Here is a 21,166-nt window from a genome sequence, read left to right as displayed (position 1 = left end):
TGAGACTAGGACGTTGCCATGCAAGATGAAAAACCAGTAGCTTCGGCTACTGGTTTTTTTTGTGGTCATTTTTCAAAAAAGGAAGGTTTAAACGTACTTTATAAACATGGCGTGGTCGATTTCTAGGTAGAGGTTGTTATGACGCCATTCGCGTTCATAGCCGAGACTATTACTGATAAAATGTTGATTGCCTTGCTTTATTTGGTGTCTGATGTGAACGTGTCCCATGATTGATTGTTTGATTGGGTAATCTTGATAGAAGGGTAAGTAGTCGTCGGTTGCGATATAGGCATTGAAGAAGTCGAACACCCGGTGTGGCATGGGAATAGTAAACTCAGGAATGGTGATGACATGGGTCAGAAGAATGATGTTTTTGGGTTGATGATCTGCCATGACTTGATCTAAGGTTTCTTTGGTTTCCTGAGCGAATTGCTTAGAGACTTCTTTGTCAGTTGCTTGCCAATCTAGCCGGACTTTGTCTTGCCAGGTGACGAGTTTGTGACGGCCGGTCTCTAACTTTTCTTTTGTAAAGGCTGGATCATGGTAGGCATGGTTGTACCAACCTGTATGACCGACAACCGCAGTATCGTTGCCCACTATCAATGCTTTGTTTAACATGCTTTGCGGGTGACTTTTAAAGGTGTCGTGGATAGTCAATGTATGTTTTTTGGCCGACTTTGCTTCCCAGTAATCATGGTTACCTGGTATAAAATAAATCTTAGCGCCGGATTGGGCTTGTAACTTTTCCACAAATGCAATGGTCTTCTCGAAATGGTTAGAGATGTCACCACCGATAAAGACTTCGTCTAGTGCTTGGTCGTTGATGTAGGCGGATAGGGTATGAAGAAAGTCTGTTTCTTGTAGTGTCTTACTGCGGTCGATATGTATATCTGATATAAATCCTAGTTTCATTTGTTTCACCCTTATTCTTGGAATCAACTCTATTCTACCATATGGCTTGAGAAGGCATATTAATTGAATTTCTACTGTCGAAAGCATACCATGAGTTTATAAACAAAAACTAGGAGGTATTATAAATGGTAGACAATATTCAACCATTCACACAAGATGAATTTGAGAAAGAGATTAAGGATTTTCAAGAGATTACAGCAAATGTGGCGAAAGGGTTCTTAGAAGAAGACGAAGCTAAATTGGTATTTATTGGTCGTCCTACTTGTCCTTTCTGTCGTAAATATTTACCAAAATTAATCCAAGCCTTAGGCGATGATGTAAGCAGTACATACTATTTAAATTCTGAAGAAACAGCAACTGATGATGCTTTATCTGACTTCCGTTTTGAAGTGGGCGCTAAAACTGTTCCTTCATTAGTTTACGTTGGTGGAGACGGTAAATTTAAAAACTTAAATGCGGATTCTTCAAATTCTGTAGCGGAAATTGCGCAAGCTATTAAAGGGTAATGCCAGGTTAAAGGCAAGTTTAGTAAATATATCTTTGCTAAACCCTTAAGAAAGGTTTAAAGCGCATGAAATCGTTTGAATATATCTATATTTTTCTTTAGACTTATAGGTATAGAAAGGTGTGATTTTAATGAAAACGCCAAAAGTAGTGATGGGATTCCTAGCTGCCGGAGTATTAGCAGCTGGATATACTATTACACAAGTTCAAGCGGATGAAAATGCACAAGATTTATATACAAGTAATGTGGCATCATCTCAAGTTGAATCAGCTACGTCAAGTAGTGAATCAACTAGTCAATCGGAAGAAGCAAGCACAAGTACTGAGGAAATAGCCACTAGTGAGAGTGAGTTAGCTTCAGATACGTCTGAAACTTCAGCTACTAGTGAGGCAACAGACACTATTGCAACAGATACTGAGGAAGCAAGTAGTCCTGTAGTGGAAACCACTACAAGTGAAGAACTGACAGATCAAACTGACACAGATACACCAGCTGCGGAGCCTGCAGTTGCTGAAGAAACAGCAGTGGAAGAAGCTGAATCAGCTGATCAAGTAGCAACAGAAGTTGCACCAGCAGCTAGTGAAGAAGCTACTAGTGTGCCTGACCAAACTGAAAACCGTCAAATTATTATTGATCGTGTAGGTTTAGCAAGTGATGCACTAGATGGTTATAGTGATGAGCAAATTGCACAATCACGTGTAGAAGCAGAAAACTTAGGTTCAGACCCCGGTTATTCTTACTCATGGTTATTGCAACAAACGCCAGCTAACGCTGCAACACAATCAATGTAACAAATAAAATTAAAGAACCACTTCCCTTAAATCCATTGAAGATTTAGGAAGTGGTTCTTTTTATCATTCATTCGATACTTCTTTTAGTCATCTAAGAAAGCTTCCATCCGTTTGATGAAGTCTTTTAATACAGTAATACGCGCGTGACGTTTGTCGACCCCAGAAATGACTTTCCATGGGGCTTCTTTAGTAGAAGTTGCAGCAACCATTTCATTCATGGCGGTGTTATAGATGTCAAATTTATCCCGGTTTCGCCAGTCTTCATCAGTAATTTTGTATTGCTTGTCAGGGTCTTTTTCCCGGCCCATAAACCGGTCATATTGGGTGTCTTTATCAATGATAATCAGGTATTTCAATAGGAGATAGTCCTGGTCAGTGATGTTGTGTTCCATCTGGTTAATTTCTTCGTAAGCTTCTTGCCACCGGTAAACTGGCGTCAGGTTTTCGATTCGTTCAACTAAGACACGGCCATACCATGTGCGGTCAAAAATCGTCATCCGTCCCAAACTTGGGAAGTCTCGGTAAAATCGCCATAGGTAATGGTGATTCAACTCTTCATCATTTGGGGCAGCGACGGTAGCCACGTCATACCCACGAGGGTCCATCAACCGGGTTAAGCGTTGGTAATTCCCACCTTTACCGGCAGCATCTGACCCCTCGTAGGCTACAATAACCCCTTTGTTTTCTTGGTAAGCCCTAAACAACAAGTTGGCAGCCTGTTCTTGCAAGTCTTCCTTGATGTCATCATAATCTTTTTTTGAAATTATTGGTGAATGATCAACTTGCCCCACGATATCTGGACTATTACCAATAAAGTCTAAGTCTAATTGCGGACGTGTCAAATCTCTAGACAGCCAATCTTCTAAGCAATCGATACAAGTTTTGAGGGCCAAACGGGATTGATCCTTTTGGTCATCCACATGTAGGATATGCCATGGCGTTTCCTCAAAGTTTGTTTTCTCCAAAATCTCCGTAAAGTGTTTACGGTAAGCCTTGTAGTTTTTCAACTGGTCCTTATCTTGCTTGGTGACTAAGACTTTCCGGTAAGGATCTTCTTTCAAAGCCTCAATCCGGTCCGCCATTTCGTCCTTACTATGGTGGATAAAGAACTTGACCACTATGGTATCATCGTGGGCGAGGGCTTTTTCAATAAAGGAAATATCGTCTAAAACATGATTAAGTGTTTTCTCCTTCATATCCAGCTGGTGGAAGAGGTCATAGTAGAATGAGCGGTCGAAGAAGACGATCTGACCGCGCTTAGGCGACCGCATGAAGAATCGGCGCAAATACGGGCGCTGTTCATCTTCCAAAGTACTTTCATCAAATACGGCCACTTCATAATATTTAGGGTCTAGTTCACGCGTCAAATCCTTGAGCAAGAATCCTTTACCAGAAGCCTCCCAACCATCCACAATCACCAGCATACTTTTCTTGGTTTCTTGTAGTTGGCGGTGTAATTCAGCAAATTTCTCACCTAATTCTGACCGTTTCATATCCTGTAATTCGACTGGAATACTTGTTCTATGAGTGTTTTTGTTGGGTAACATCCGCGTCACTTCTTTCTTTTTGTCAAAATGGCAATTAATATTTAAGGTCATTTTCTTGTATATACATTATAAAGCATAAATGCAATAATGCATAAGGATTGTGCTATTTTCGGTAAAACAGTAGGTATTTTAAAGGAATCCAAGAGTTTTATGATAAAATAATTAGGAAGTACTATATGAAAGAAGGAAAACTGAATGAGAGATTTTAAACTAGCGGTCGATCACTTCCATGAAACGGCCTATAAAGACAAACAAGACATATACGAAGCATTAGCGCGCACCCATTCGCCACACACTTTAGTGATTACTTGTGGTGATTCACGTATTAATGTTGAGAGCTTGTTACAAGCCGGCCCCGGTGAAGTTTTCCAAATCCGAAATATCGCAAATATCGTACCAGAATACAACGACCCAGACCCAGTATTATCCTTACAAGCAGGTTTAGATTTCACTGTAACCTCATTAAAAGTCAATAATATTATCTTACTTGGCCATATCAACTGCGGGGGCTGTAACACTTGTTTGAACCCACCAGAAAATTTTGACGAAATGCCTTATTTAAAAGAATGGCTTAGCAAGTTAAATCCAGTCAAGGAATCTATCGCAGACCAATTAGCAGCCTTAGATGATCCAGTTGCTAAGAGTGACTTGATGGAAAAAACGAATATCATTACCCAATACAACCACTTAATGGAATACCCAATCATCGCTGACCGTGTGGCAGCCGGAAACCTAAAAGTAGAAGGTTGGCATTTCCATACGGATGAAGGTTTTGTTGAAGTTTATCAACCTGAAACCAAGACATTCACGCGACTTTAAGTTAAAATAGATATAATTGAAGCGTCCTTAAATCAAAAGGACGTTTTTCTTTTCGATTTGAAGGAGGGACAAGAGACGATGAATCCACAGAAAAATCAGTTAGAAGCGATCCAGCAGCTGATCAAAAATCCGAAGTCGGTTATAGGGATAATCTTAGCGGCGTTAGCAGTCTATGCCTCGCAAGAACCGTGGAATACGGACGACCAGAACAACAATCAAAGTGACCAAGCACAAGTAGCTGACAGCGAATCAGATTCTTCAACGACTAGTGAATCTGCAACAGAATCCGCTCAAGCAACAGACGGGGACACAGTCCAAGTGGCTGAAGACAGAACTTACACAAGTCCTGAAGAAGTAGCTGCCTACATTGACCAATATGACACACTGCCAGAAAACTATATCACCAAATCCGAAGCCGAAGATTTAGGTTGGGAATCTAGCGACGGCAACTTGTGGGAAGTAGCAGAAGGCATGTCAATCGGTGGCGATTATTTTGGAAACTATGAAGGCCTACTGCCAGAAGAAGACGACTACCGAGAAGCAGACGTTAATTATGTCGGCGGCTTCCGCGGCGCTGAACGCATTATCTATTCAGACGACGGCGATATTTACTACACGGACGACCACTACGAATCCTTCCAACAACTCTATTAATCTTAAGGAGTGACAGGCATGCAAACACTTATCATTGATGGACAAGACCTTTATGGGCAAAAGGACTTGCACGATTACCTAGCAAAAGCCCTAGATTTCCCTAGCTATTACGGTGCCAATCTAGATGCCCTTCACGACATGCTAACTTCATGGCAAACACCCATCATCATTTACTTAGTCAACCTAGATGCCTTGTCAGAACACCTAGGCGCGACTTACAGCAAAAAGTTCCTCAAATTATTGTTGGATGTTGAAGAAAAGAATGCATTCTTGACGATTCTTAGGTAAGATGAAGACAAAGCATTTCTAGACGAAGCAATAAAACGAGCGAAGGAGGGAAGAAATGGGCGTAATGTTAACGTTAGCCTACGAGGTTGCGATTAAAGACCAACAAGTGGCCCTTGAAATTATCAATCAGGCCCACACCATGATTCAAAGCAAATTCCAACCAGCCTTAATGTCTGACAATATCCAATTAGACCATGCCATTCATAAGCAATCTATCCTATTTGCCGATGGTATGTCAGCATTCTTATACTACCGCCTTTTACAACAGGCCATTTACCCCATTCAAATCAATGGGGGGCTAGGTCTATCTGAGGATATTGCCCAGTCATTAACCTATTCAGAACAAGTATTAAAAGAAGCACAGAGAATGGGCGAAGGCTACATTCTATACAATGCGAACTTTTTTGAAGACGGCTTATTAAATATGCAATTGATTAACTGGCAAAAAATCATCCAAGAACAAACGCCAGTTGCCAGGGTATTGTCATTCCTCTATGAAATCCAAGCCCCTGTCTATGTTGACGGATCTATGTTGACCCAAGATTTCTTAGGGGGAGACTTGATTGCGCTAGACCAAGCCAAACAAGCCCTATATGCAGACGATGAAAAATTATTATCTATGACAGATATCAACTTTTCAGCCCGTAAAACCAGCAAGTGGTTGGAGGTTTTTGACCAAGTCGATAAAAACAAGTATTTTATCACCGGTTTATTTAAAAAAGGCTATGCCACAGCCGTTGCCAATATGACCTACATGACCCGGCAAAATATTGATTACCATTTCCGCAGTGGACGGTTCGCGTTTGAGCGAGACATGCTTGCGACAATTGTCTTACAAATGGACCGCGAGATCGCCGCACTAGGTTAGGTAAAGTGAATAAGTGGATCAGTAGACCAGTGGAAAAGGAATACATGAGAAAAAGGTTTGAGAATCACTATTTACTGAGGGATTTTCAGGCCTTTTTTCTTTGGGATGGATTGTAAACAATAAGTAAATATTATGTTTACAAAAACGAAACTTTTCCAAAGGGTTTTCTACTTGAGCAAGGGCGAAAGTCTTTGGTAATATGAATAAAGAAAGCGTTCGGAAGAACCGAATTAAACTGAACGCTAAAGGAAGCATTATAGGGATGATGTTATTTGAATGGGATTGAAAGGAAAATGGTGAACGATTCATGGAATCATGGGATAAACAAGCAAGTCGCCGTAAAGCCAAGCTACAAGGGCTAAAAGAAAAGATTTACTTGAACTGTGTCAATATTGATGCACCCTTTATTAAGGCATTTTCACTGGCGCATATCTTATACTTAGCTGCCTTCTTTATGATTTTACTTGCCATGTTTATTTTTAGAGACTTTATCAACATCCACCAGGTAGTTATTGGTCGTGTCATGTTTACCATTTCCATTTTACAACAAATACTCTTATACTCTTGGTATTATTTCGAGACCAAATTCGACTTAAAACAAGCCTTGCCACTGCACATTTGTCGCCTATCAACCATAATGGGACTGATTTACCTACTAACAGGTAACCAAATGATCATGCAAGTATTATTCTATTTCGGAATTTACGCTTACTTCTCATTTTTTATGCCAAGCCGTATCAACAAAATTTACCACGTATCAGGCCTAAGCTACTTTTTAAACCATGTTATTACGATTTTGATTCCATTCTTCGCTTACTTCACCACAGGATGGACACCCTCAATCCGCGGTTTAATCGTGTCACTAGGTATTTTTGCAGTTTACTGGTTTGTCGCATTAATGGTCAACAAATCAACTGACGGTAACTATTTCTACATGAAATATCGCCCAGTACCAGCCTTAGATAAAGTCAACTTCAAAACCTATACAGTAGGAAACTTTATCTTTACAGTAGGGCTATTCTTGATTGGCTACAGCATCTTCAATTTCTTTGTCTAAATATTTTCTAAAAGAACATACGCACGCTGAGTTGAGCGCTAGCGCTACTTGGGGTGCTTTTTTCAATGATGGGCCACACGGGATACGCTAATAGTGGGATTCTTATAAGTTGGCGGCCAATGGGACGAGTGCTTGCTTGGATGAATTAAAATTCACCGGGACCCGACGCCAATGATTCAATACCTCAACAACATTATCGAGAAAAAATATACCCCCTTCCTATTCTTGTATCGACGGGTAGTGGGGACGACTTTAAACCGGGATATTTCAAACGGGCAAGTGACTATTCGCGAGTATGACTGCCCTATTGAAGAACGGTTTACGCATGCCCGGCTCTTTTATCCGGATGAAGTGCAACAAGCCATTGAGCCAGCACCTGTAATCCTTTACCTCCATGGTGGGCGATTCATCGGGCGCTAATATTGCTGCAGCCATGAATATCTATGACATCGAATCGGGTAACCAGTGGATTAAACAGCAAATTCTCCTTTACCCCGTCGTTAATATGGCACTTAAGGAAACGCCGGGTTATGAGTGGTCCTTGGACGAGTATGATATCCATGACAACGACGAAATCATTACCTTTATCGTCAAGTCACTTGGAATCGGTGTTCATTATATTAACAAGTTATATGTTAAAAATGTGGACCTCAAAGATCCGCTACTGTCGCCACTATTCGCTTCAGATAAAACCATTCAACAAATACCACCGACCGTTATTGTGACAGCGGAATACGATTTCTTGCGGATTGAGTCAGAAGCCTATGCCAAACGCCTGCTGACAAATGGTGTCCAAACGTCCTTCTTCCGTTACCTGGGTTTAGACCGTGGTTTTGTCGATAAATAGGGATTTCCCCCCAATCAGAAGATGCCTTAAATGAGATTGGTATCCGCTTTAGAGAGACCTTTGGCTTGGGGAAAATGACTGAATCTGAAAGTGTGTGACCTTTTCCTTCAATATCTAAATGGGTTTCATGTATAATAAGGTATATAGTATTTTTCACATACAGAAGAAAAAATGTAAGTGATCAATTTTAAAAGGATCAACAAAAAGGGAGTGTGTAAAATGTCTTATAAAATTTCACGAAAAGCTTCGGAGATAAACAAAGAAGCGAGTGCCATCCAGCAGGGGAATACCCTAGCGATTTTTGGTGCGACTTTAGTTACCGGAATTATTACAGGCTTGATTACTTGGGCAATTGAAATGATTACCGGCACAACCGATACGACAACCGCAACAGATTCTATGTTGACGATTGCGGGTATGGCATCGTTGATTATTACGATCTTTATTTCTTTCCCGTTAAGCTTAGGGATTGACTGGTCGGTTTTACGATTGGTGGATGAGGATCGTTTCCATATTGGGAATATTTTCGAACCCTTCCAACGTCGTTATTTCCGTAATATCTGGAACCAAATTATCTATACTATCGTCATCTTTTTATGGACAATCTTGTTTGCCGTAGTTCTTGGTGGTATTGGTGTTGGAATCTTCTACCTAACTGGTCAATCTTTAACACCGCCAGCTGACTTAACAGCAGGTGATTATTCAGGATTAGCAGGTCTTGCAGTAGGGTTAGCACTTCTTTTTATCATCTTGTATGTTATCTTGATGACAATCGTTACCTTGCGTTTAGCGATGAACAGCTACCTACTATTTGACAATGACCGTATTGGTGGCCGTAAGCCATTGAAAGTGTCTAAAGTCATGATGAAAGGGAACAAGTGGACATTATTCTGGATTGGTTTCCAAAATGCCCTTTACCCAGTTTTACTAGCTATTGTGATTTTTGGTGGTTTAGGACTATTAGGTGCCTTCCTAAATAACGGTGGTATCTTAATTGCTATCTTAGCGATTATCGCGACTGTAGCCATCATGATCTTCTCGATTAAATATACAATCCGTCAAATGGTTGCGACAGCTTTACTATACCGTTTAATTACTGACGAGCACGGTGATGACTTAGACCTTCGTTTTAAAGAATTAGACCTAACACCAGACGCACCAGTAAACAACTACCACACTGAGCAACGTCCAGCCTTTACGGAAAATGCAGCAGCCATTCATCCAGCTGATGATGTCGCAACAGGTACTGCCGCTAACCAAGCGATTAGTGAAACTGAAGCAGAAAAAGAAACAAAAGCCGCTGACCAAGCTGACAACCATGTTGGTGAAACAGCCACTATAGCAGCAGGCGCTGCCGCAGTATTCTCCTTAGCTGACGAAGAAAAAGCTGGCCAAGATGACGAAGTGACTGAATCTAGCGAATATAAAGCAGAGGCAGTAACTGACAATAATGCAGGTGGATCTTCAGCCTTACGTGGTTCATACCAAGTAGGTCAAGATGCAGATATACGTCAACCTTACCAAGCAACTTATACAGCTAGTGATGGTCCTATTTCAGCCATACGTAACCACTTTACGGTAGAAGCGTCTGATTATAACGTAGGAAGACCAGCACAAGAAAAGCCTAGCTTTGACTTGAACGCAGGTCCAGCATCAGAATCAGCAGCTGTACGTCACTCATACGTAGTGGGCGGTCAAGCAAGCTCAGATGATGCAACAAACAATGAGGACCAAACGCCGGGAAAGAAACCTTATAACATTATGGGCTACAATACACCAGACCGTACGGATTTTGGTAAAGTTGAAAACGCCAAGGATGTTATTCTAGCAACAGACAAGGCCGAATCAGGTGAAAACGGTATGTTAAACCCTGGGGATTTCGATAAAGATGTAGACTATGATCCTGAAATCGATCCAGATCAGCAAAACTAATTGAATACTTGTCAAAAAACAAACCACCACCGTTCCTTTATATAAGGAGGTGGTGGTTTTGGATATGTTGGATGTTTCCATGCAACTGATTGGCAATGTCGGCTTTCCTATATTCGTGTCGATTTACTTGATGACACGAACAGAGAAAAAGCTGGATGACCTAATAGCAGCCGTCGAAAAACTAGCACAATAGAGAAAGGCGTCTAGCCCATTCAATTTCGATGGGGCTAGGCGCCTTTTTAATGCAAGTTATTCACTTAAACCTTGATCAATGTTTAACAGGATTTCGTCAACTTCATTTGTTTCTTCACCATCAACCGCTCCGATACTATCAACAAGGCCTTCATTTGCATAAGGAGAGTCTTTTTGCCCGTCCCAAGCAGCCTTATGAATTTCAACAGCCACTTTTTCTGGAATGGCTAATGCTTGAATATCCGCAATCGCAGCTTCACGAACGGCTTTCATTGTCTTAAAGTGACGCAAGACTTTAGTCCGCGTCTTAGGACCTACCCCGTCAATGCCGTCCAGTTTAGAAGTAAAGGATTGTTTACTTCTAGTCTTACGGTGGAAGGTAATGGCAAATCTGTGGACTTCATCTTGAATCCGTTGCAAGAGATGGAAGGCCTGGGACCGAGGATCAAGCGGGATAATGGTTAGAGGATCACCAAAAATCAGGTTGGCCGTCCTATGCTTATCATCCTTGACCATACCAGCCACTGGAATGTCTAAACCAAGCTCATCTTCCAAGACTTCCTTGGCAGCATTCACTTCAATTGCACCACCATCCATCAAGATTAAATCAGGGAAATCCCCATTCTCTTTCAGGAGGCGTCCATAACGACGGCGGATAACTTCTTGGGTTGTCGCAAACTCATTGGATCCATCAACCGTCTTGATCTTGTACTTGCGGTACATAGATTTATTCGGACGCCCGTCCTCATAAGCCACCATCGCCGATACAGGGTTTGTCCCTTGGATATTTGAATGGTCGAAGCTTTCAATGACTTTTAAGTAGGGCAAGTTCAAGGCTTCAGACAATTGGTCAATAGCACCAGTCGTTTTTTGTTCCTTCATAGCCAACAATCTAAATTTGTCTAGATGGGCAATCTTGGCATTTCGTTGTGCCATCTGCAGCATCTTGTGCTTGTCGCCTCGTTTAGGTGTCGATACCTTCACTTCAACCGTATCCGAAATCAATTCATTGTCCAAGTTACCCGGCACCAAAATTTCTTTAGGCTTAGTATGGTTGGCTTCTTGGTAGAATTGGACGATGTAGGAAGTCAACTCCTCTTCGGGGTCAGAATACACTGGGAAAAGGGCCGAGTCCCGCTTAATAATAGAAAACTGCCGTAACAAGAATACCTGGATGGAAATCCAGCCTTTGTCAAAGTAAAAGGCGAAGACATCACGGTCATTGTATTGCTTGGACATGATATTTTGCGGTTCAACCGTTTGTTCAATATAGTTGATTTGATCACGGTACTCAGCAGCTCGTTCAAACTGCAAGTCTTCAGAAGCAGCAACCATTTTCTCCTTCAAATCATCTTTAATATTCTTCACGTCACCATTTAGGAAACGGCGAATCCGTGCTTTCTGCGCCTCATATTCTTCAACCGGCACCTCATGGTCACAAGGACCAATACATTGTCCGAGATGGTAATAGAAACAAGCCCGCTTTTCATTCTTCCCGCACTTACGCAAAGGATAAGTCTTCTGTAGCAAATCAAGCGTACCGGATGCAGCATAAATATTCGGATAGGGACCAAAGTACTCGCCACCATCATCCTCCACCACAGACGTAATAATCATCTGCGGATCGCGCTCCTTGGTAATCTTGATATAAGGATACATAGTCCCATGCTTCAAGCGAATATTGTAGTGAGGCTGGTGTTTCTTAATCAGATTAATCTCCAGCAACAAACTCTCTTTATCCGTTTGTGTGACAATATAGTCAAAATGGTCAATTTCACTCACAAGCTGAGCCGTCTTCCCGGTATGGGTCGACTTGAAATAAGAACGGACACGATTTCTTAAATTCTTCGCTTTACCAATATAAATAATTTGGTCATCCGCATTCTTCATAATGTAGCAACCAGGTAAAGTTGGTACAAGGGTTAACAAATTCTCAATTAACTCACTAGCCATCCTTGGCCTCCTTTCGTCAATAATAGCGGCCCTAACATAAGGCCTCCAAGTTTAAATGAATCATTTCATAAAGATTGGTTGTCGCTTATATCGCAATTACTATTTGTTATGCTAGTGAACTTTCTAAGAAAAGTAACACTTATATTGAAATATGGCTAATCTTGATTATCCGAACTATAATCAAATTACCGCCGCGTTAGTTGGTGATCCTTAAAAGCGCATGCCAGCAACTAGCACGGTCAAACTTCGCCACTAATGCCATATCAAAATAGTGCGATATCTTTCTATAACTACCTTACGTGTTTCTTATTTTAGGATAAGTATTTTTTCCTCTTCAATCCAAAATTATACCACGCAGAGGTGGTTTTGGGCAGTAATTTGAATGCGTGGGTGAAATAGTAGCTTAGAATTGGTATATTTCGTCTTTGTGTTATAAGGATTGGGATGGATATGGTAAAATATACAACAAAGCTAGCAAGTACAGGGCAGTCCTTTTTCAAGAGGGCTACATGTAGATAAAGCAAATTTCCTAGGCTGAGTGAGATTTGAGTTTGGGAAACAAAAACCAAGGAGGAATTGTTATGGCAAAAAAATCAGCTTTCAACACTTTATTAGGCTTGGGCACCTTAGCTTTAGGTGCTGCTTATGTTAGGTGGCAAAACTATACTGTTGGAACGACAGATTACTTTGTCGAGAATCCTCAATTTAAGGATAGTTTAAATGGTTTTACCATTGCCCACCTATCTGATTTACACTTACCTGACCAAAATGTAAATTTGAATGATATTTTAGACCAAGTCTATAAAATACAGCCAAATATTATCGCCATTACCGGGGATATTGTGCAAACTGATGCTACTAATTTAGATGAAGCGACCTTGTTTACATTTTTTAAAGCTTTGACTGACATTGCACCAACATTTGCCACTTTTGGTAATCATGATGCAGCGTCATTGCAACATAACCTTTTAGTCCGCACCATGGGAGCAGCAGGTATTGTTCATTTGAATGACCGGGCCATTACCTATACTTATAAGGGTCAACCGCTGACCTTGATGGGCTTAGATGATAAAATGAATAAATATTTCTTAGTTGGAGATGCACTGAGAACAGTTGATTTAACAGCTGAACAAATGGCTCAACCAAAGATTTTATTAGCTCATCACCCAGAAGCATTCTTACGGTATCATGAAAATATCAATAAATCACCTGATTTGGTTTTATCAGGTCATGCCCATGGTGGCCAAATTCGTGTACCAGGTATTGGTGGTTTATTTGCACCTAACCAAGGAAAATTACCAAAATATACTTCAGGTGTATTCTATTTGCCAGGTAACCCTGACAAGCAAATGGTGGTATCTCGCGGGATTGGGGCGTCAAGCTTCCCAATTCGCTTAAACAACCGTCCTGAAGTGATTGCAGTCCATTTAACAACGGATATTGGCCGGGCTGTTGATGGGTTAACCAAGTCAATTGATTACATCACTGAACAAGAGGGCGGGGTAACCTTTCAGCAAGTTGAAAAGCAATACCTAGCCCGCAAACAAGAACGTGCGCAAGCGCAAGGCTACTTTTCAGTAACACCGGATGCCACAAGTAGCCACGAAATTATCGATGCCATTGATAAAGAAGCAAATGTTGATGCCTATACATTGGTGCCGAATGAGGAGGAAACGGATATGACAGATCCAAGAGAAAATCCTTTTGTAGACAATAATGACTATGATGATGATGCAGTAGACCGTTCGACGATCGAAGCCCCTAAATATGAGGCTGATGATGAGGAGAAAGTACCGCATAACCCAAGTATTAAGTCGTCTTATATCTTGTTGGACCCAGAAACAAATGAAAAAACAGTCGTAGATGAAAACGTAAATGCAGAGAAAATTTTCTCTGATAATTTAAATGAAGATGTATTTATTGTGAAGGACCCTAAGAAAAAATAGGGGGTTAATAACTTAAAGGAGAGGGCCTAACCATGGCCCTTATCTTTTATAGGGATAAGAACCCAAAAGCAGTAAATTAGAAAAAAGAAATAGAGGACTAAAATGACGGAAAATGATACACAAACAACTGGTTTTGTAAGCCAATTACCTACTGGCCTTCAAGAAAAATGGCAGTCAGCTGGCTTTGGCCAAGCAACTGACATTCAAACGGAGACCTTCCAACCCATGTATGATGCTCAAAGTGTGATCGCATCAGCACCAACAGGTTCAGGGAAAACCTTGGCTTATTTACTACCGGTTTTAAGCCGAATGGTGGCTGAACGAGAAGCGTCCCAAGGTCAATACAATGGGGGCTTGAAACTGATTGTTTTGGTGCCTTCACAAGAATTGGCTTCCCAAGTTGGGGATGTGGTCCAAGCGTGGGCACGAGCTGTTGACTTCAAAGCCATGAAAATTATTGGTGGCGCCAATGTGAAGCGGCAAATTGAGAAAATTAGAGAAAGACCGGATATTGTAGTCGGAACTTCAGGCCGGATGATTGAACTGATTGACCAACGTAAGTTGAAGGTTCATGAAGTGGATACCATCATTATTGATGAGGCGGATGCTTTGTTAGATGAGGAACATATTGGCCAAACCAAGCAATTCGTTAAAAAATTACCGGGTAGAGCGCAAGTAGCTTTATTCTCAGCAACAGTACCAGATACTTTGGCTGGCTTAGCTAGTGACTTATTGGCTGAACCTGTGGTTGAATTGGCAGCTGAAAAAATAAGAACGGCCTTTGAAAAACAACGACAAGATGGCTATATTAACGTTCCTGTTCGTAAGCGTGACGATATGTTGCGTCGACTTGCTCAAGTTGAGGGGATGCAGGCCTTAGTCTTTGTCCGTACGGTAGCTGAAATTGAACAGTTGCAACAAAAATTGCAGTTCAACCATATTCAAACGGCTTACTTGCATTCGAAGATGGCGGCGCAAAACCGCCAGCAAGCCATTGCCAAGTTCACGAAGGGTGAATATACTTACCTATTTACAACGGATGTGGCGGCACGTGGTTTGGACATTGAAGACCTACCTTTGGTTATTCAGTATGATTTACCAGCGACCCCTGAACAATATACTCATCGGGCTGGGCGAACTGGCCGTATGGGGAAAGAGGGAATTGTCTTGACTTTCGTTAACGACCGTTCGCTTAGAGATTTGAAGAAGCAGGTTGGTGATGATATTCAACTGACAGCATTCTATACTTATGGGGGGCAACTGACGGACCAGGTACCGAGTGCGAGCCATAACGACGAAGACCAACCCCTTTTACAGGAAGAAAAAGAGGGGGCGGCTGTCAAAGCAAAAGTACGGGTGAAAAAACCGAAACAAGCGAATAAAGCGGCGGCACCAGCGAAGGCGCGCAAGAAGAACCGGAAGCGAGATAATAAGAATAAAGGGGCTAGACGGCACAAGGATTAATCTAGACTGGTCGAGCAACTTGGAATTCGATACAATGAAGTAGTAATAATCGGTTATATAATGAATGATGGATAAATGATTTTAGAGGAGTGAATGTACATAATGAGCAACCGTTATGCAGTAATTCTAGCAGCAGGTAAAGGGACTCGTATGAAGTCTAAATTGTATAAGGTGTTACACCCAGTTGCGGGTAAACCTATGGTAGACCACGTTTTGACTAGTGTGAATGACGCTGGGATTGATGAAGTGGTGACGATTGTTGGACATGGTGCGGAAGCGGTCCAAGAGTTATTGGGCGACCGTACAGCTTACACGACACAAACGGAACAATTGGGTACTGGTCATGCGGTGCAACAAGCGGCGAGTGAATTGGCTGATAAAGAAGGTACTACTTTAGTTATTTGTGGTGACACGCCTTTATTTACAGCGGATACGATCGCGCGTTTGTTAGATGTGCATGAAGAGGCTGGCTTTAAAGCGACGATTTTAACTGCGCCTGCTGATGATCCGACTGGTTACGGTCGTATTGTCCGTGATAAAGAGGGCCAAGTGGTGAAAATTGTTGAGCAAAAGGATGCTAATGATGCTGAAAAATTAATTGCTGAAATTAACACAGGGACTTATGTCTTTGATAATGCTTTGTTATTCGACGCTTTAAATAAAGTCGGTAATGACAATGCGCAAGGTGAGTACTACTTGCCAGATGTGATTGAAATCTTGAAGGAAGCTGGCGAGGCTGTTGGGGCCTTCCAAATGGATAACCTAGATGAGTCACTTGGGGTAAATGACCGTGTGGCTTTAGCGCAAGCTAACCAAACCATGTTTAAACGAATCAATGAGTTCCATATGCGTAATGGGGTAACGATTGTCGACCCGGATGCGGTTTACATTGAAGCTGGCGTTGAAATTGGTGCGGACACGGTGATTGAACCAAATGTATATCTTAAAGGGGATACTGTGATTGGTGAAGACTGCCATATTCACGCAGGGACAACAATCCGCGATTCTAAGATTGGTGACCGTGTGAAAGTCCGTGCTTCTGAAATTGAAGAAAGTCAAGTGAACGATGGCGTGGATATTGGACCAAATGCCCACTTACGCCCGGCATCTGTTATTGATGAAAATGCCCATATCGGAAACTTTGTGGAAATTAAAAAAGCGCATATTGGTGCGGGCACTAAGGTTGGTCATTTAACTTATATTGGTGATGCAACTTTAGGCAAAAATATCAATGTTTCTTGCGGTGTGATTTTTGCAAACTACGACGGTGTGAACAAACACCATTCAACAATCGGTGACAACTCATTTATCGGGTCTGACGTGACTATCATTTCACCTGTAAATGTTGAAGCTAATGCCTTCTTAGCAGCTGGTTCAACTATTACCAAAGATGTCCCAAGCAAGGCTTTGGGGATTGCCCGTTCACGTCAAGAAAATAAAGAAGGTTTTTGGGATAGATTACCAATTGGTAAAAAAGACTAAGACTGCAAATGTTTTAACTAAATTCACATTTTTCGATTCGCTATTTAGCTAACAATCGTCGTTTTTCTATGGTAGAATAGGTACGATAAGAGTGTCTGAGCATTCAGTATTGTGGAGGGAAAAAAATGTCAGAATCTATAGTCGATCATGGACTAAAAATCTTTTCATTGAGTTCAAACAAAGAACTTGCTGAAAAAATTGCAACTTCAATGGGCGTAGAGTTAGGTCATATTTCAGTGTCACATTTCAGTGATGGTGAAATTAAAATTGCGATTGAGGAATCTATTCGTGGGGACAATGTTTATATCATCCAATCAACATCTGACCCAGTAAATGATAACTTGATGGAATTATTAATTATGATTGATGCTTGTCGTCGTGCAAGTGCCGAAACGATTAATGTTGTGATTCCTTACTTTGGCTACGCACGCCAAGACCGTAAGGCACAACCGCGGGAACCAATCACAGCGAAATTAGTGGCGCGTATGATGGAAAATGCTGGTGCAACCCGTATTCTTGCGTTAGACTTACATGCTGCGCAAATCCAAGGTTTCTTCGAAGTGCCAGTAGACCACCTATACGGTGCGCCATTACTAGCAGAATACTTCTTAACCAATGACCGTTATACCGATTCAGACATCGTTGTTGTTTCACCTGACCATGGTGGGGTAACACGTGCACGTAAACTCGCTGAATTCTTAAAAGCACCGATTGCCATTATCGATAAACGTCGTCCAAAAGCAAACGTGGCAGAAGTCATGAATATTGTTGGGGACGTTGCCAACCGTCACGCCATCATCATCGATGACATGATTGACACAGCGGGTACCATTACCCTAGCTGCATCAGCAATCAAAGACGCGGGCGCATTATCTGTTGTGGCTTGCTGCACACACCCAGTATTATCTGGCCCAGCAATCCAACGTTTAGAAGACTCAGACTTAGACGAAGTGGTCGTTTCTGACTCAATCTACTTACCAGATGAAAAACGTATCGATAAAATTAAACAAGTAACTGTATCTGAATTAATCGCGGAAGCTATTGTACGTATCCACGAAAACCGTTCAGTATCACCGTTATTTAATGAAAAATTCGAAGGTATGCACCACGTAATTGAATAAGCTTGTTGATGAGTGAGTGATAGATAAATTGAAAAGGGCGGTCCTACCATTGCTGGCGGGACTGCTCTTTTATTGTCTTAGCAATTCCAACGTGTAGAAATCTTGGAGCGGTATGCTACAATGGGTTTATTGTAAATTATTCAGGTGCGGGAAAAGTGGCAGTCCCTTGGTAAGCACGCCGAGCGTTTGTCAAAAACATTTTATATTGGAGGAAATTTATGTTTGGTAACTTTATGATCGGGTTTAATGCAGTCATGCCGATGTTAATCTATATGCTTTTTGGACAATTTTTTGCTCAAGCGGGGATGATTAAACAAGAATCCTTTCAAGATTTTAACAACGCCTTATTTAAAATTTTGCTACCAATTAACTTATTCACCAATATTTATAAGTCTGATTTCAAGCAATCATTCAACGGCTATGCCTTGACCTATATCCTTGTCATCGCTTTGACCCTATACTTTATGCTAGCCTTTATTATTCCAAAGGTATCCGATGACCGGACCCGTTACGGGGTGATGCTACAGGGGTCAGTTAGAGCTAATGCCATCCTATTTGGTTTACCCTTGGGGACATCTCTATTAGGTGAAGAAAATATGGGGATGGTGACTATTACCTTGGCCATCATCGTGCCGTTCTGGAATATCATGTCGGTCGTCGGTTTTTCTTTATATTCAGAAGATAAGGTATCTTTTAAACAGATGGGTAGAAGTATTATCACGAACCCAATGGTGATTGCCACGTTCATTGGTTTGATTGTTGTCTTACTGGGTTTACAATTTCCAGAAGCCATCAATACTTCTTTAACCAACATTAACCGAATGGTATCGCCGCTTGCCTTGATGGTCATGGGTGGGACTTTCTCTTTTAAATTGAAAGATGTCGATTTTGCCTTAATCTTTACGGTAGCCAATAAATTGATTATTATTCCTTTAATCGGAATCACCCTCGGTGCTATTCTAGGTTTTAGAGGGGATGCAATCGTTTCTATCCTGATTGCATTCGCTGGGCCAACGGCTGTGTCGTCTTATGCTCAAGCCATTGCAGCGGACGGAGACGGGGACTTAGCCAACCAAACAGTGGTGTTTACGACCATCTTTTCTATGATTACGTTGGTATTCTTGATTACCTTGATGAAAACATTTGGTTTATTCTAATAAAACAGTAAGTAAAAACCCCCTAAGTCGCGGAACTTAGGGGGGTTTTATGTATTAATGAGCGTCTTGTAGTAGGATGAGTTGGGCAATTAGAAGTCTAATTTTGCCCAAGCTGTTTCTAAGGTGTCGCGTAATTTAGTTGCTGACAATTCCATTTGTTGTTGCTCGTGGTCGTTTAAGTCAGCTTCGATGATACCACGGATACCTTCACGGTTGATGATAGCTGGAGCACCAATATAAACATCATTTTGGTTGTATTCGCCATCTAGGTAAACAGATACAGGTAAGATAGCATTTTCGTCATTTAAGATAGCTTTTAAGATGCGGACTAAAGATACACCAATACCGTAGTAAGTTGCGCCTTTTTTCTCGATAATCTTATAAGCCTTGTCACGTACGTGGTAGAACAAGTTCACTAAAGCTTCTTCGTCGATTGCTGAAGTTTGAGACACCCAGTCGTAAATTGATTGGCCACCAATGTTTGCGTGTGACCATACGGGGAACTCGGTGTCACCGTGTTCACCCATGATGTAGGCGTGGACGTTTCGTGCGTCAACATCTAATGTAGTGGCTAATTCTTGACGAAAACGTGCTGAGTCTAATGACGTACCAGAACCGATGACACGGTTAACAGGTAAGCCAGAGAATTTCCAGGTTGCGTAAGTTAAGATGTCTACTGGGTTAGTAGCTACTAAGAAGATACCATCAAAGCCTGAAGCCATAATTTGATCAACCATGCTCTTGAAGATACGTAAGTTTTTATCTACTAAATCTAAACGTGTTTCACCAGGCTTTTGTGCAGCGCCTGCAGTAATCACAACAACATCAGCGTCAGAACAATCATCGTAAGTCGCCTTGTAGATTTTCTTAGGAGATGTATAAGCTAGGGCGTCGATAAGGTCTAATACATCACCTTCAACGCGGTCTTCATCTAAATCGATAATTCCTAATTCTCTACCAACACCTTGAATAACGGAAGCATACGCAAATGCAGATCCTACAGCACCATCACCAATTAAAATAACTTTTTGACCATTTTTTGACATAATAGATTCTCCTTAACTTTTTGTCTCTTATAGTATACAAAGCAAACCATATGGTAAATGTTCCATTAACCCGTGCAAAGCTATTGAACAATCGGTTTAAAACTTAGCTTGTTGATTAGTTAGTGAAATATTTAACATAATCATACCATCCTGTTTAAAAAAATCAATAGGTTTTTATCATTATTTTTCAAGTATTTTAGTATAATTGGAACTTTAGAACGCTTGTAAACGGATACAAAAGCTTGGTATCAAGTGTTTTTAAAAAATATAAAAAACTGTTACATATGTAGTTTGAATCTGTACTAATAAAAATAAGAAACTTTGTGAAAAGTTGCGTAAAGCGTTCGTAAATGAAACAATATTGTTTCGAACTTTAGTCAATTTCTTGTAAAAAGGGGACGGTGATGATGGTGGGCGACCACTTTTAAATGGGCCTCCACCCCTATTATGGCAAAAATGTATCCGCTTTCCAAGTAAGACCTCCTAAAGTCGCAAAAATTGGCTACTATAACACGTGAACAAAATGAACTAGCGTTCACTGTGCACAAGGACCAGGCTTTTATCTTTCAAGCCGAGGGGCTCTTT

At 41.2% G+C, this 21,166-nt stretch carries 20 protein-coding genes; 16 read left to right on the top strand and 4 right to left on the bottom strand.

All coding sequences use genetic code 11. The annotated features are described in order from the left end of the window. Positions 1-87 precede the first annotated feature (87 nt). Entirely contained in the window at positions 88-912 is an 825-nt protein-coding gene (locus AC973_RS04585; RefSeq protein ID WP_048727866.1) for a metallophosphoesterase, read from the bottom strand. Between the two features lie 125 nt (positions 913-1,037). Between AC973_RS04585 and AC973_RS04580 the strand changes: the two genes are divergently transcribed. After that, the gene (locus tag AC973_RS04580) at positions 1,038-1,418 is read left to right on the top strand and encodes a hypothetical protein (protein WP_016896516.1); all 381 of its coding nucleotides are present in this window, start codon (positions 1,038-1,040) and stop codon (positions 1,416-1,418) included. Positions 1,419-1,548: 130 nt separating this feature from the next. Further along, on the top strand, positions 1,549-2,208 hold the full coding sequence (locus AC973_RS04575) for a hypothetical protein (protein ID WP_048727863.1): 660 nt from the start codon (positions 1,549-1,551) through the stop codon (positions 2,206-2,208). Between the two features lie 83 nt (positions 2,209-2,291). On the opposite strand, the gene AC973_RS04570 is transcribed toward AC973_RS04575, so the two are convergent. Next, positions 2,292-3,806, bottom strand: a complete 1,515-nt coding sequence (locus tag AC973_RS04570; RefSeq protein ID WP_225968932.1) for a phosphate:AMP phosphotransferase — start codon at positions 3,804-3,806, stop codon at positions 2,292-2,294. A 144-nt stretch (positions 3,807-3,950) separates the two neighbouring features. Here AC973_RS04570 and AC973_RS04565 point away from each other — a divergent pair, with 144 nt between their 5' ends. The 9 genes from AC973_RS04565 to AC973_RS09635 all read left to right on the top strand — a co-directional run bounded on the left by AC973_RS04565 (position 3,951) and on the right by AC973_RS09635 (position 10,413). Then, a complete protein-coding gene (locus tag AC973_RS04565; protein ID WP_048727856.1) occupies positions 3,951-4,574 on the top strand; it encodes a carbonic anhydrase in 624 nt (207 codons plus the stop codon). A gap of 78 nt (positions 4,575-4,652) precedes the next feature. After that, on the top strand, positions 4,653-5,228 hold the full coding sequence (locus tag AC973_RS04560) for a ribonuclease domain-containing protein (RefSeq protein WP_048727853.1): 576 nt from the start codon (positions 4,653-4,655) through the stop codon (positions 5,226-5,228). Between the two features lie 18 nt (positions 5,229-5,246). Then, positions 5,247-5,516, top strand: a complete 270-nt coding sequence (locus tag AC973_RS04555; RefSeq protein ID WP_048727850.1) for a barstar family protein — start codon at positions 5,247-5,249, stop codon at positions 5,514-5,516. A gap of 55 nt (positions 5,517-5,571) precedes the next feature. Next, on the top strand, positions 5,572-6,384 hold the full coding sequence (locus AC973_RS04550; protein ID WP_048727847.1) for a hypothetical protein: 813 nt from the start codon (positions 5,572-5,574) through the stop codon (positions 6,382-6,384). 307 nt (positions 6,385-6,691) lie between these two features. Continuing rightward, a complete protein-coding gene (locus tag AC973_RS04545) occupies positions 6,692-7,441 on the top strand; it encodes a TIGR02206 family membrane protein (RefSeq protein ID WP_048727844.1) in 750 nt (249 codons plus the stop codon). A 171-nt stretch (positions 7,442-7,612) separates the two neighbouring features. Next, positions 7,613-7,861: a hypothetical protein gene (locus AC973_RS09895; protein WP_048727827.1), complete on the top strand. Its 249-nt coding sequence runs from the start codon at positions 7,613-7,615 to the stop codon at positions 7,859-7,861. Next, a complete protein-coding gene (locus AC973_RS04535; protein ID WP_082148231.1) occupies positions 7,836-8,288 on the top strand; it encodes an alpha/beta hydrolase fold domain-containing protein in 453 nt (150 codons plus the stop codon). The genes AC973_RS09895 and AC973_RS04535 overlap by 26 nt, the downstream gene beginning before the upstream one ends. Positions 8,289-8,507: 219 nt before the next feature. Further along, complete coding sequence (locus AC973_RS04530; protein WP_048727823.1) at positions 8,508-10,220, top strand: DUF975 family protein; 1,713 nt, start codon at positions 8,508-8,510, stop codon at positions 10,218-10,220. Between the two features lie 64 nt (positions 10,221-10,284). Further along, the gene (locus AC973_RS09635; protein WP_003143129.1) at positions 10,285-10,413 is read left to right on the top strand and encodes a YvrJ family protein; all 129 of its coding nucleotides are present in this window, start codon (positions 10,285-10,287) and stop codon (positions 10,411-10,413) included. A 56-nt stretch (positions 10,414-10,469) separates the two neighbouring features. Here AC973_RS09635 and uvrC read toward each other — a convergent pair whose 3' ends face one another. Then, positions 10,470-12,365 (bottom strand): excinuclease ABC subunit UvrC, encoded by a 1,896-nt coding sequence (gene uvrC / locus AC973_RS04525; RefSeq protein ID WP_048727820.1) that lies wholly within the window; start codon positions 12,363-12,365, stop codon positions 10,470-10,472. Between the two features lie 581 nt (positions 12,366-12,946). Here uvrC and AC973_RS04520 point away from each other — a divergent pair. The 5 genes from AC973_RS04520 (at position 12,947) to AC973_RS04500 (ending at position 19,535) form a co-directional block, all read left to right on the top strand. Next, on the top strand, positions 12,947-14,311 hold the full coding sequence (locus AC973_RS04520) for a metallophosphoesterase (protein WP_048727817.1): 1,365 nt from the start codon (positions 12,947-12,949) through the stop codon (positions 14,309-14,311). A gap of 102 nt (positions 14,312-14,413) precedes the next feature. Then, the gene (locus AC973_RS04515) at positions 14,414-15,775 is read left to right on the top strand and encodes a DEAD/DEAH box helicase (RefSeq protein ID WP_048727815.1); all 1,362 of its coding nucleotides are present in this window, start codon (positions 14,414-14,416) and stop codon (positions 15,773-15,775) included. 102 nt (positions 15,776-15,877) lie between these two features. Beyond that, complete coding sequence (glmU, locus tag AC973_RS04510) at positions 15,878-17,257, top strand: bifunctional UDP-N-acetylglucosamine diphosphorylase/glucosamine-1-phosphate N-acetyltransferase GlmU (RefSeq protein ID WP_048727812.1); 1,380 nt, start codon at positions 15,878-15,880, stop codon at positions 17,255-17,257. 125 nt (positions 17,258-17,382) lie between these two features. Further along, positions 17,383-18,378, top strand: coding sequence for a ribose-phosphate diphosphokinase (locus AC973_RS04505; protein ID WP_048727809.1), 996 nt, complete (start codon positions 17,383-17,385; stop codon positions 18,376-18,378). 218 nt (positions 18,379-18,596) lie between these two features. Then, complete coding sequence (locus tag AC973_RS04500) at positions 18,597-19,535, top strand: AEC family transporter (protein ID WP_048727803.1); 939 nt, start codon at positions 18,597-18,599, stop codon at positions 19,533-19,535. Between the two features lie 89 nt (positions 19,536-19,624). On the opposite strand, the gene AC973_RS04495 is transcribed toward AC973_RS04500, so the two are convergent. After that, a complete protein-coding gene (locus AC973_RS04495; protein WP_048727799.1) occupies positions 19,625-20,581 on the bottom strand; it encodes an L-lactate dehydrogenase in 957 nt (318 codons plus the stop codon). Positions 20,582-21,166 lie beyond the last annotated feature (585 nt).

The organism is Carnobacterium sp. 1290_CSPC, assembly GCF_001053265.1.
Lineage (GTDB): Bacteria > Bacillota > Bacilli > Lactobacillales > Aerococcaceae > Aerococcus > Aerococcus urinaeequi.
This window is presented reverse-complemented; position numbering and strand designations above follow the sequence as displayed.

Excerpts from the sequence above, each read along its gene's own strand:
- AC973_RS04585 (WP_048727866.1), bottom strand. The coding sequence starts at position 912 with ATGAAACTAGGATTTATATCAGATATACATATCGACCGCAGTAAGACA.
- AC973_RS04580 (WP_016896516.1), top strand. The coding sequence starts at position 1,038 with ATGGTAGACAATATTCAACCATTCACACAAGATGAATTTGAGAAAGAG.
- AC973_RS04575 (WP_048727863.1), top strand. The coding sequence starts at position 1,549 with ATGAAAACGCCAAAAGTAGTGATGGGATTCCTAGCTGCCGGAGTATTA.
- AC973_RS04570 (WP_225968932.1), bottom strand. The coding sequence starts at position 3,806 with ATGACCTTAAATATTAATTGCCATTTTGACAAAAAGAAAGAAGTGACG.
- AC973_RS04565 (WP_048727856.1), top strand. The coding sequence starts at position 3,951 with ATGAGAGATTTTAAACTAGCGGTCGATCACTTCCATGAAACGGCCTAT.
- AC973_RS04560 (WP_048727853.1), top strand. The coding sequence starts at position 4,653 with ATGAATCCACAGAAAAATCAGTTAGAAGCGATCCAGCAGCTGATCAAA.
- AC973_RS04555 (WP_048727850.1), top strand. The coding sequence starts at position 5,247 with ATGCAAACACTTATCATTGATGGACAAGACCTTTATGGGCAAAAGGAC.
- AC973_RS04550 (WP_048727847.1), top strand. The coding sequence starts at position 5,572 with ATGGGCGTAATGTTAACGTTAGCCTACGAGGTTGCGATTAAAGACCAA.
- AC973_RS04545 (WP_048727844.1), top strand. The coding sequence starts at position 6,692 with ATGGAATCATGGGATAAACAAGCAAGTCGCCGTAAAGCCAAGCTACAA.
- AC973_RS09895 (WP_048727827.1), top strand. The coding sequence starts at position 7,613 with ATGATTCAATACCTCAACAACATTATCGAGAAAAAATATACCCCCTTC.
- AC973_RS04535 (WP_082148231.1), top strand. The coding sequence starts at position 7,836 with ATGGTGGGCGATTCATCGGGCGCTAATATTGCTGCAGCCATGAATATC.
- AC973_RS04530 (WP_048727823.1), top strand. The coding sequence starts at position 8,508 with ATGTCTTATAAAATTTCACGAAAAGCTTCGGAGATAAACAAAGAAGCG.
- AC973_RS09635 (WP_003143129.1), top strand. The coding sequence starts at position 10,285 with ATGTTGGATGTTTCCATGCAACTGATTGGCAATGTCGGCTTTCCTATA.
- uvrC (WP_048727820.1), bottom strand. The coding sequence starts at position 12,365 with ATGGCTAGTGAGTTAATTGAGAATTTGTTAACCCTTGTACCAACTTTA.
- AC973_RS04520 (WP_048727817.1), top strand. The coding sequence starts at position 12,947 with ATGGCAAAAAAATCAGCTTTCAACACTTTATTAGGCTTGGGCACCTTA.
- AC973_RS04515 (WP_048727815.1), top strand. The coding sequence starts at position 14,414 with ATGACGGAAAATGATACACAAACAACTGGTTTTGTAAGCCAATTACCT.
- glmU (WP_048727812.1), top strand. The coding sequence starts at position 15,878 with ATGAGCAACCGTTATGCAGTAATTCTAGCAGCAGGTAAAGGGACTCGT.
- AC973_RS04505 (WP_048727809.1), top strand. The coding sequence starts at position 17,383 with ATGTCAGAATCTATAGTCGATCATGGACTAAAAATCTTTTCATTGAGT.
- AC973_RS04500 (WP_048727803.1), top strand. The coding sequence starts at position 18,597 with ATGTTTGGTAACTTTATGATCGGGTTTAATGCAGTCATGCCGATGTTA.
- AC973_RS04495 (WP_048727799.1), bottom strand. The coding sequence starts at position 20,581 with ATGTCAAAAAATGGTCAAAAAGTTATTTTAATTGGTGATGGTGCTGTA.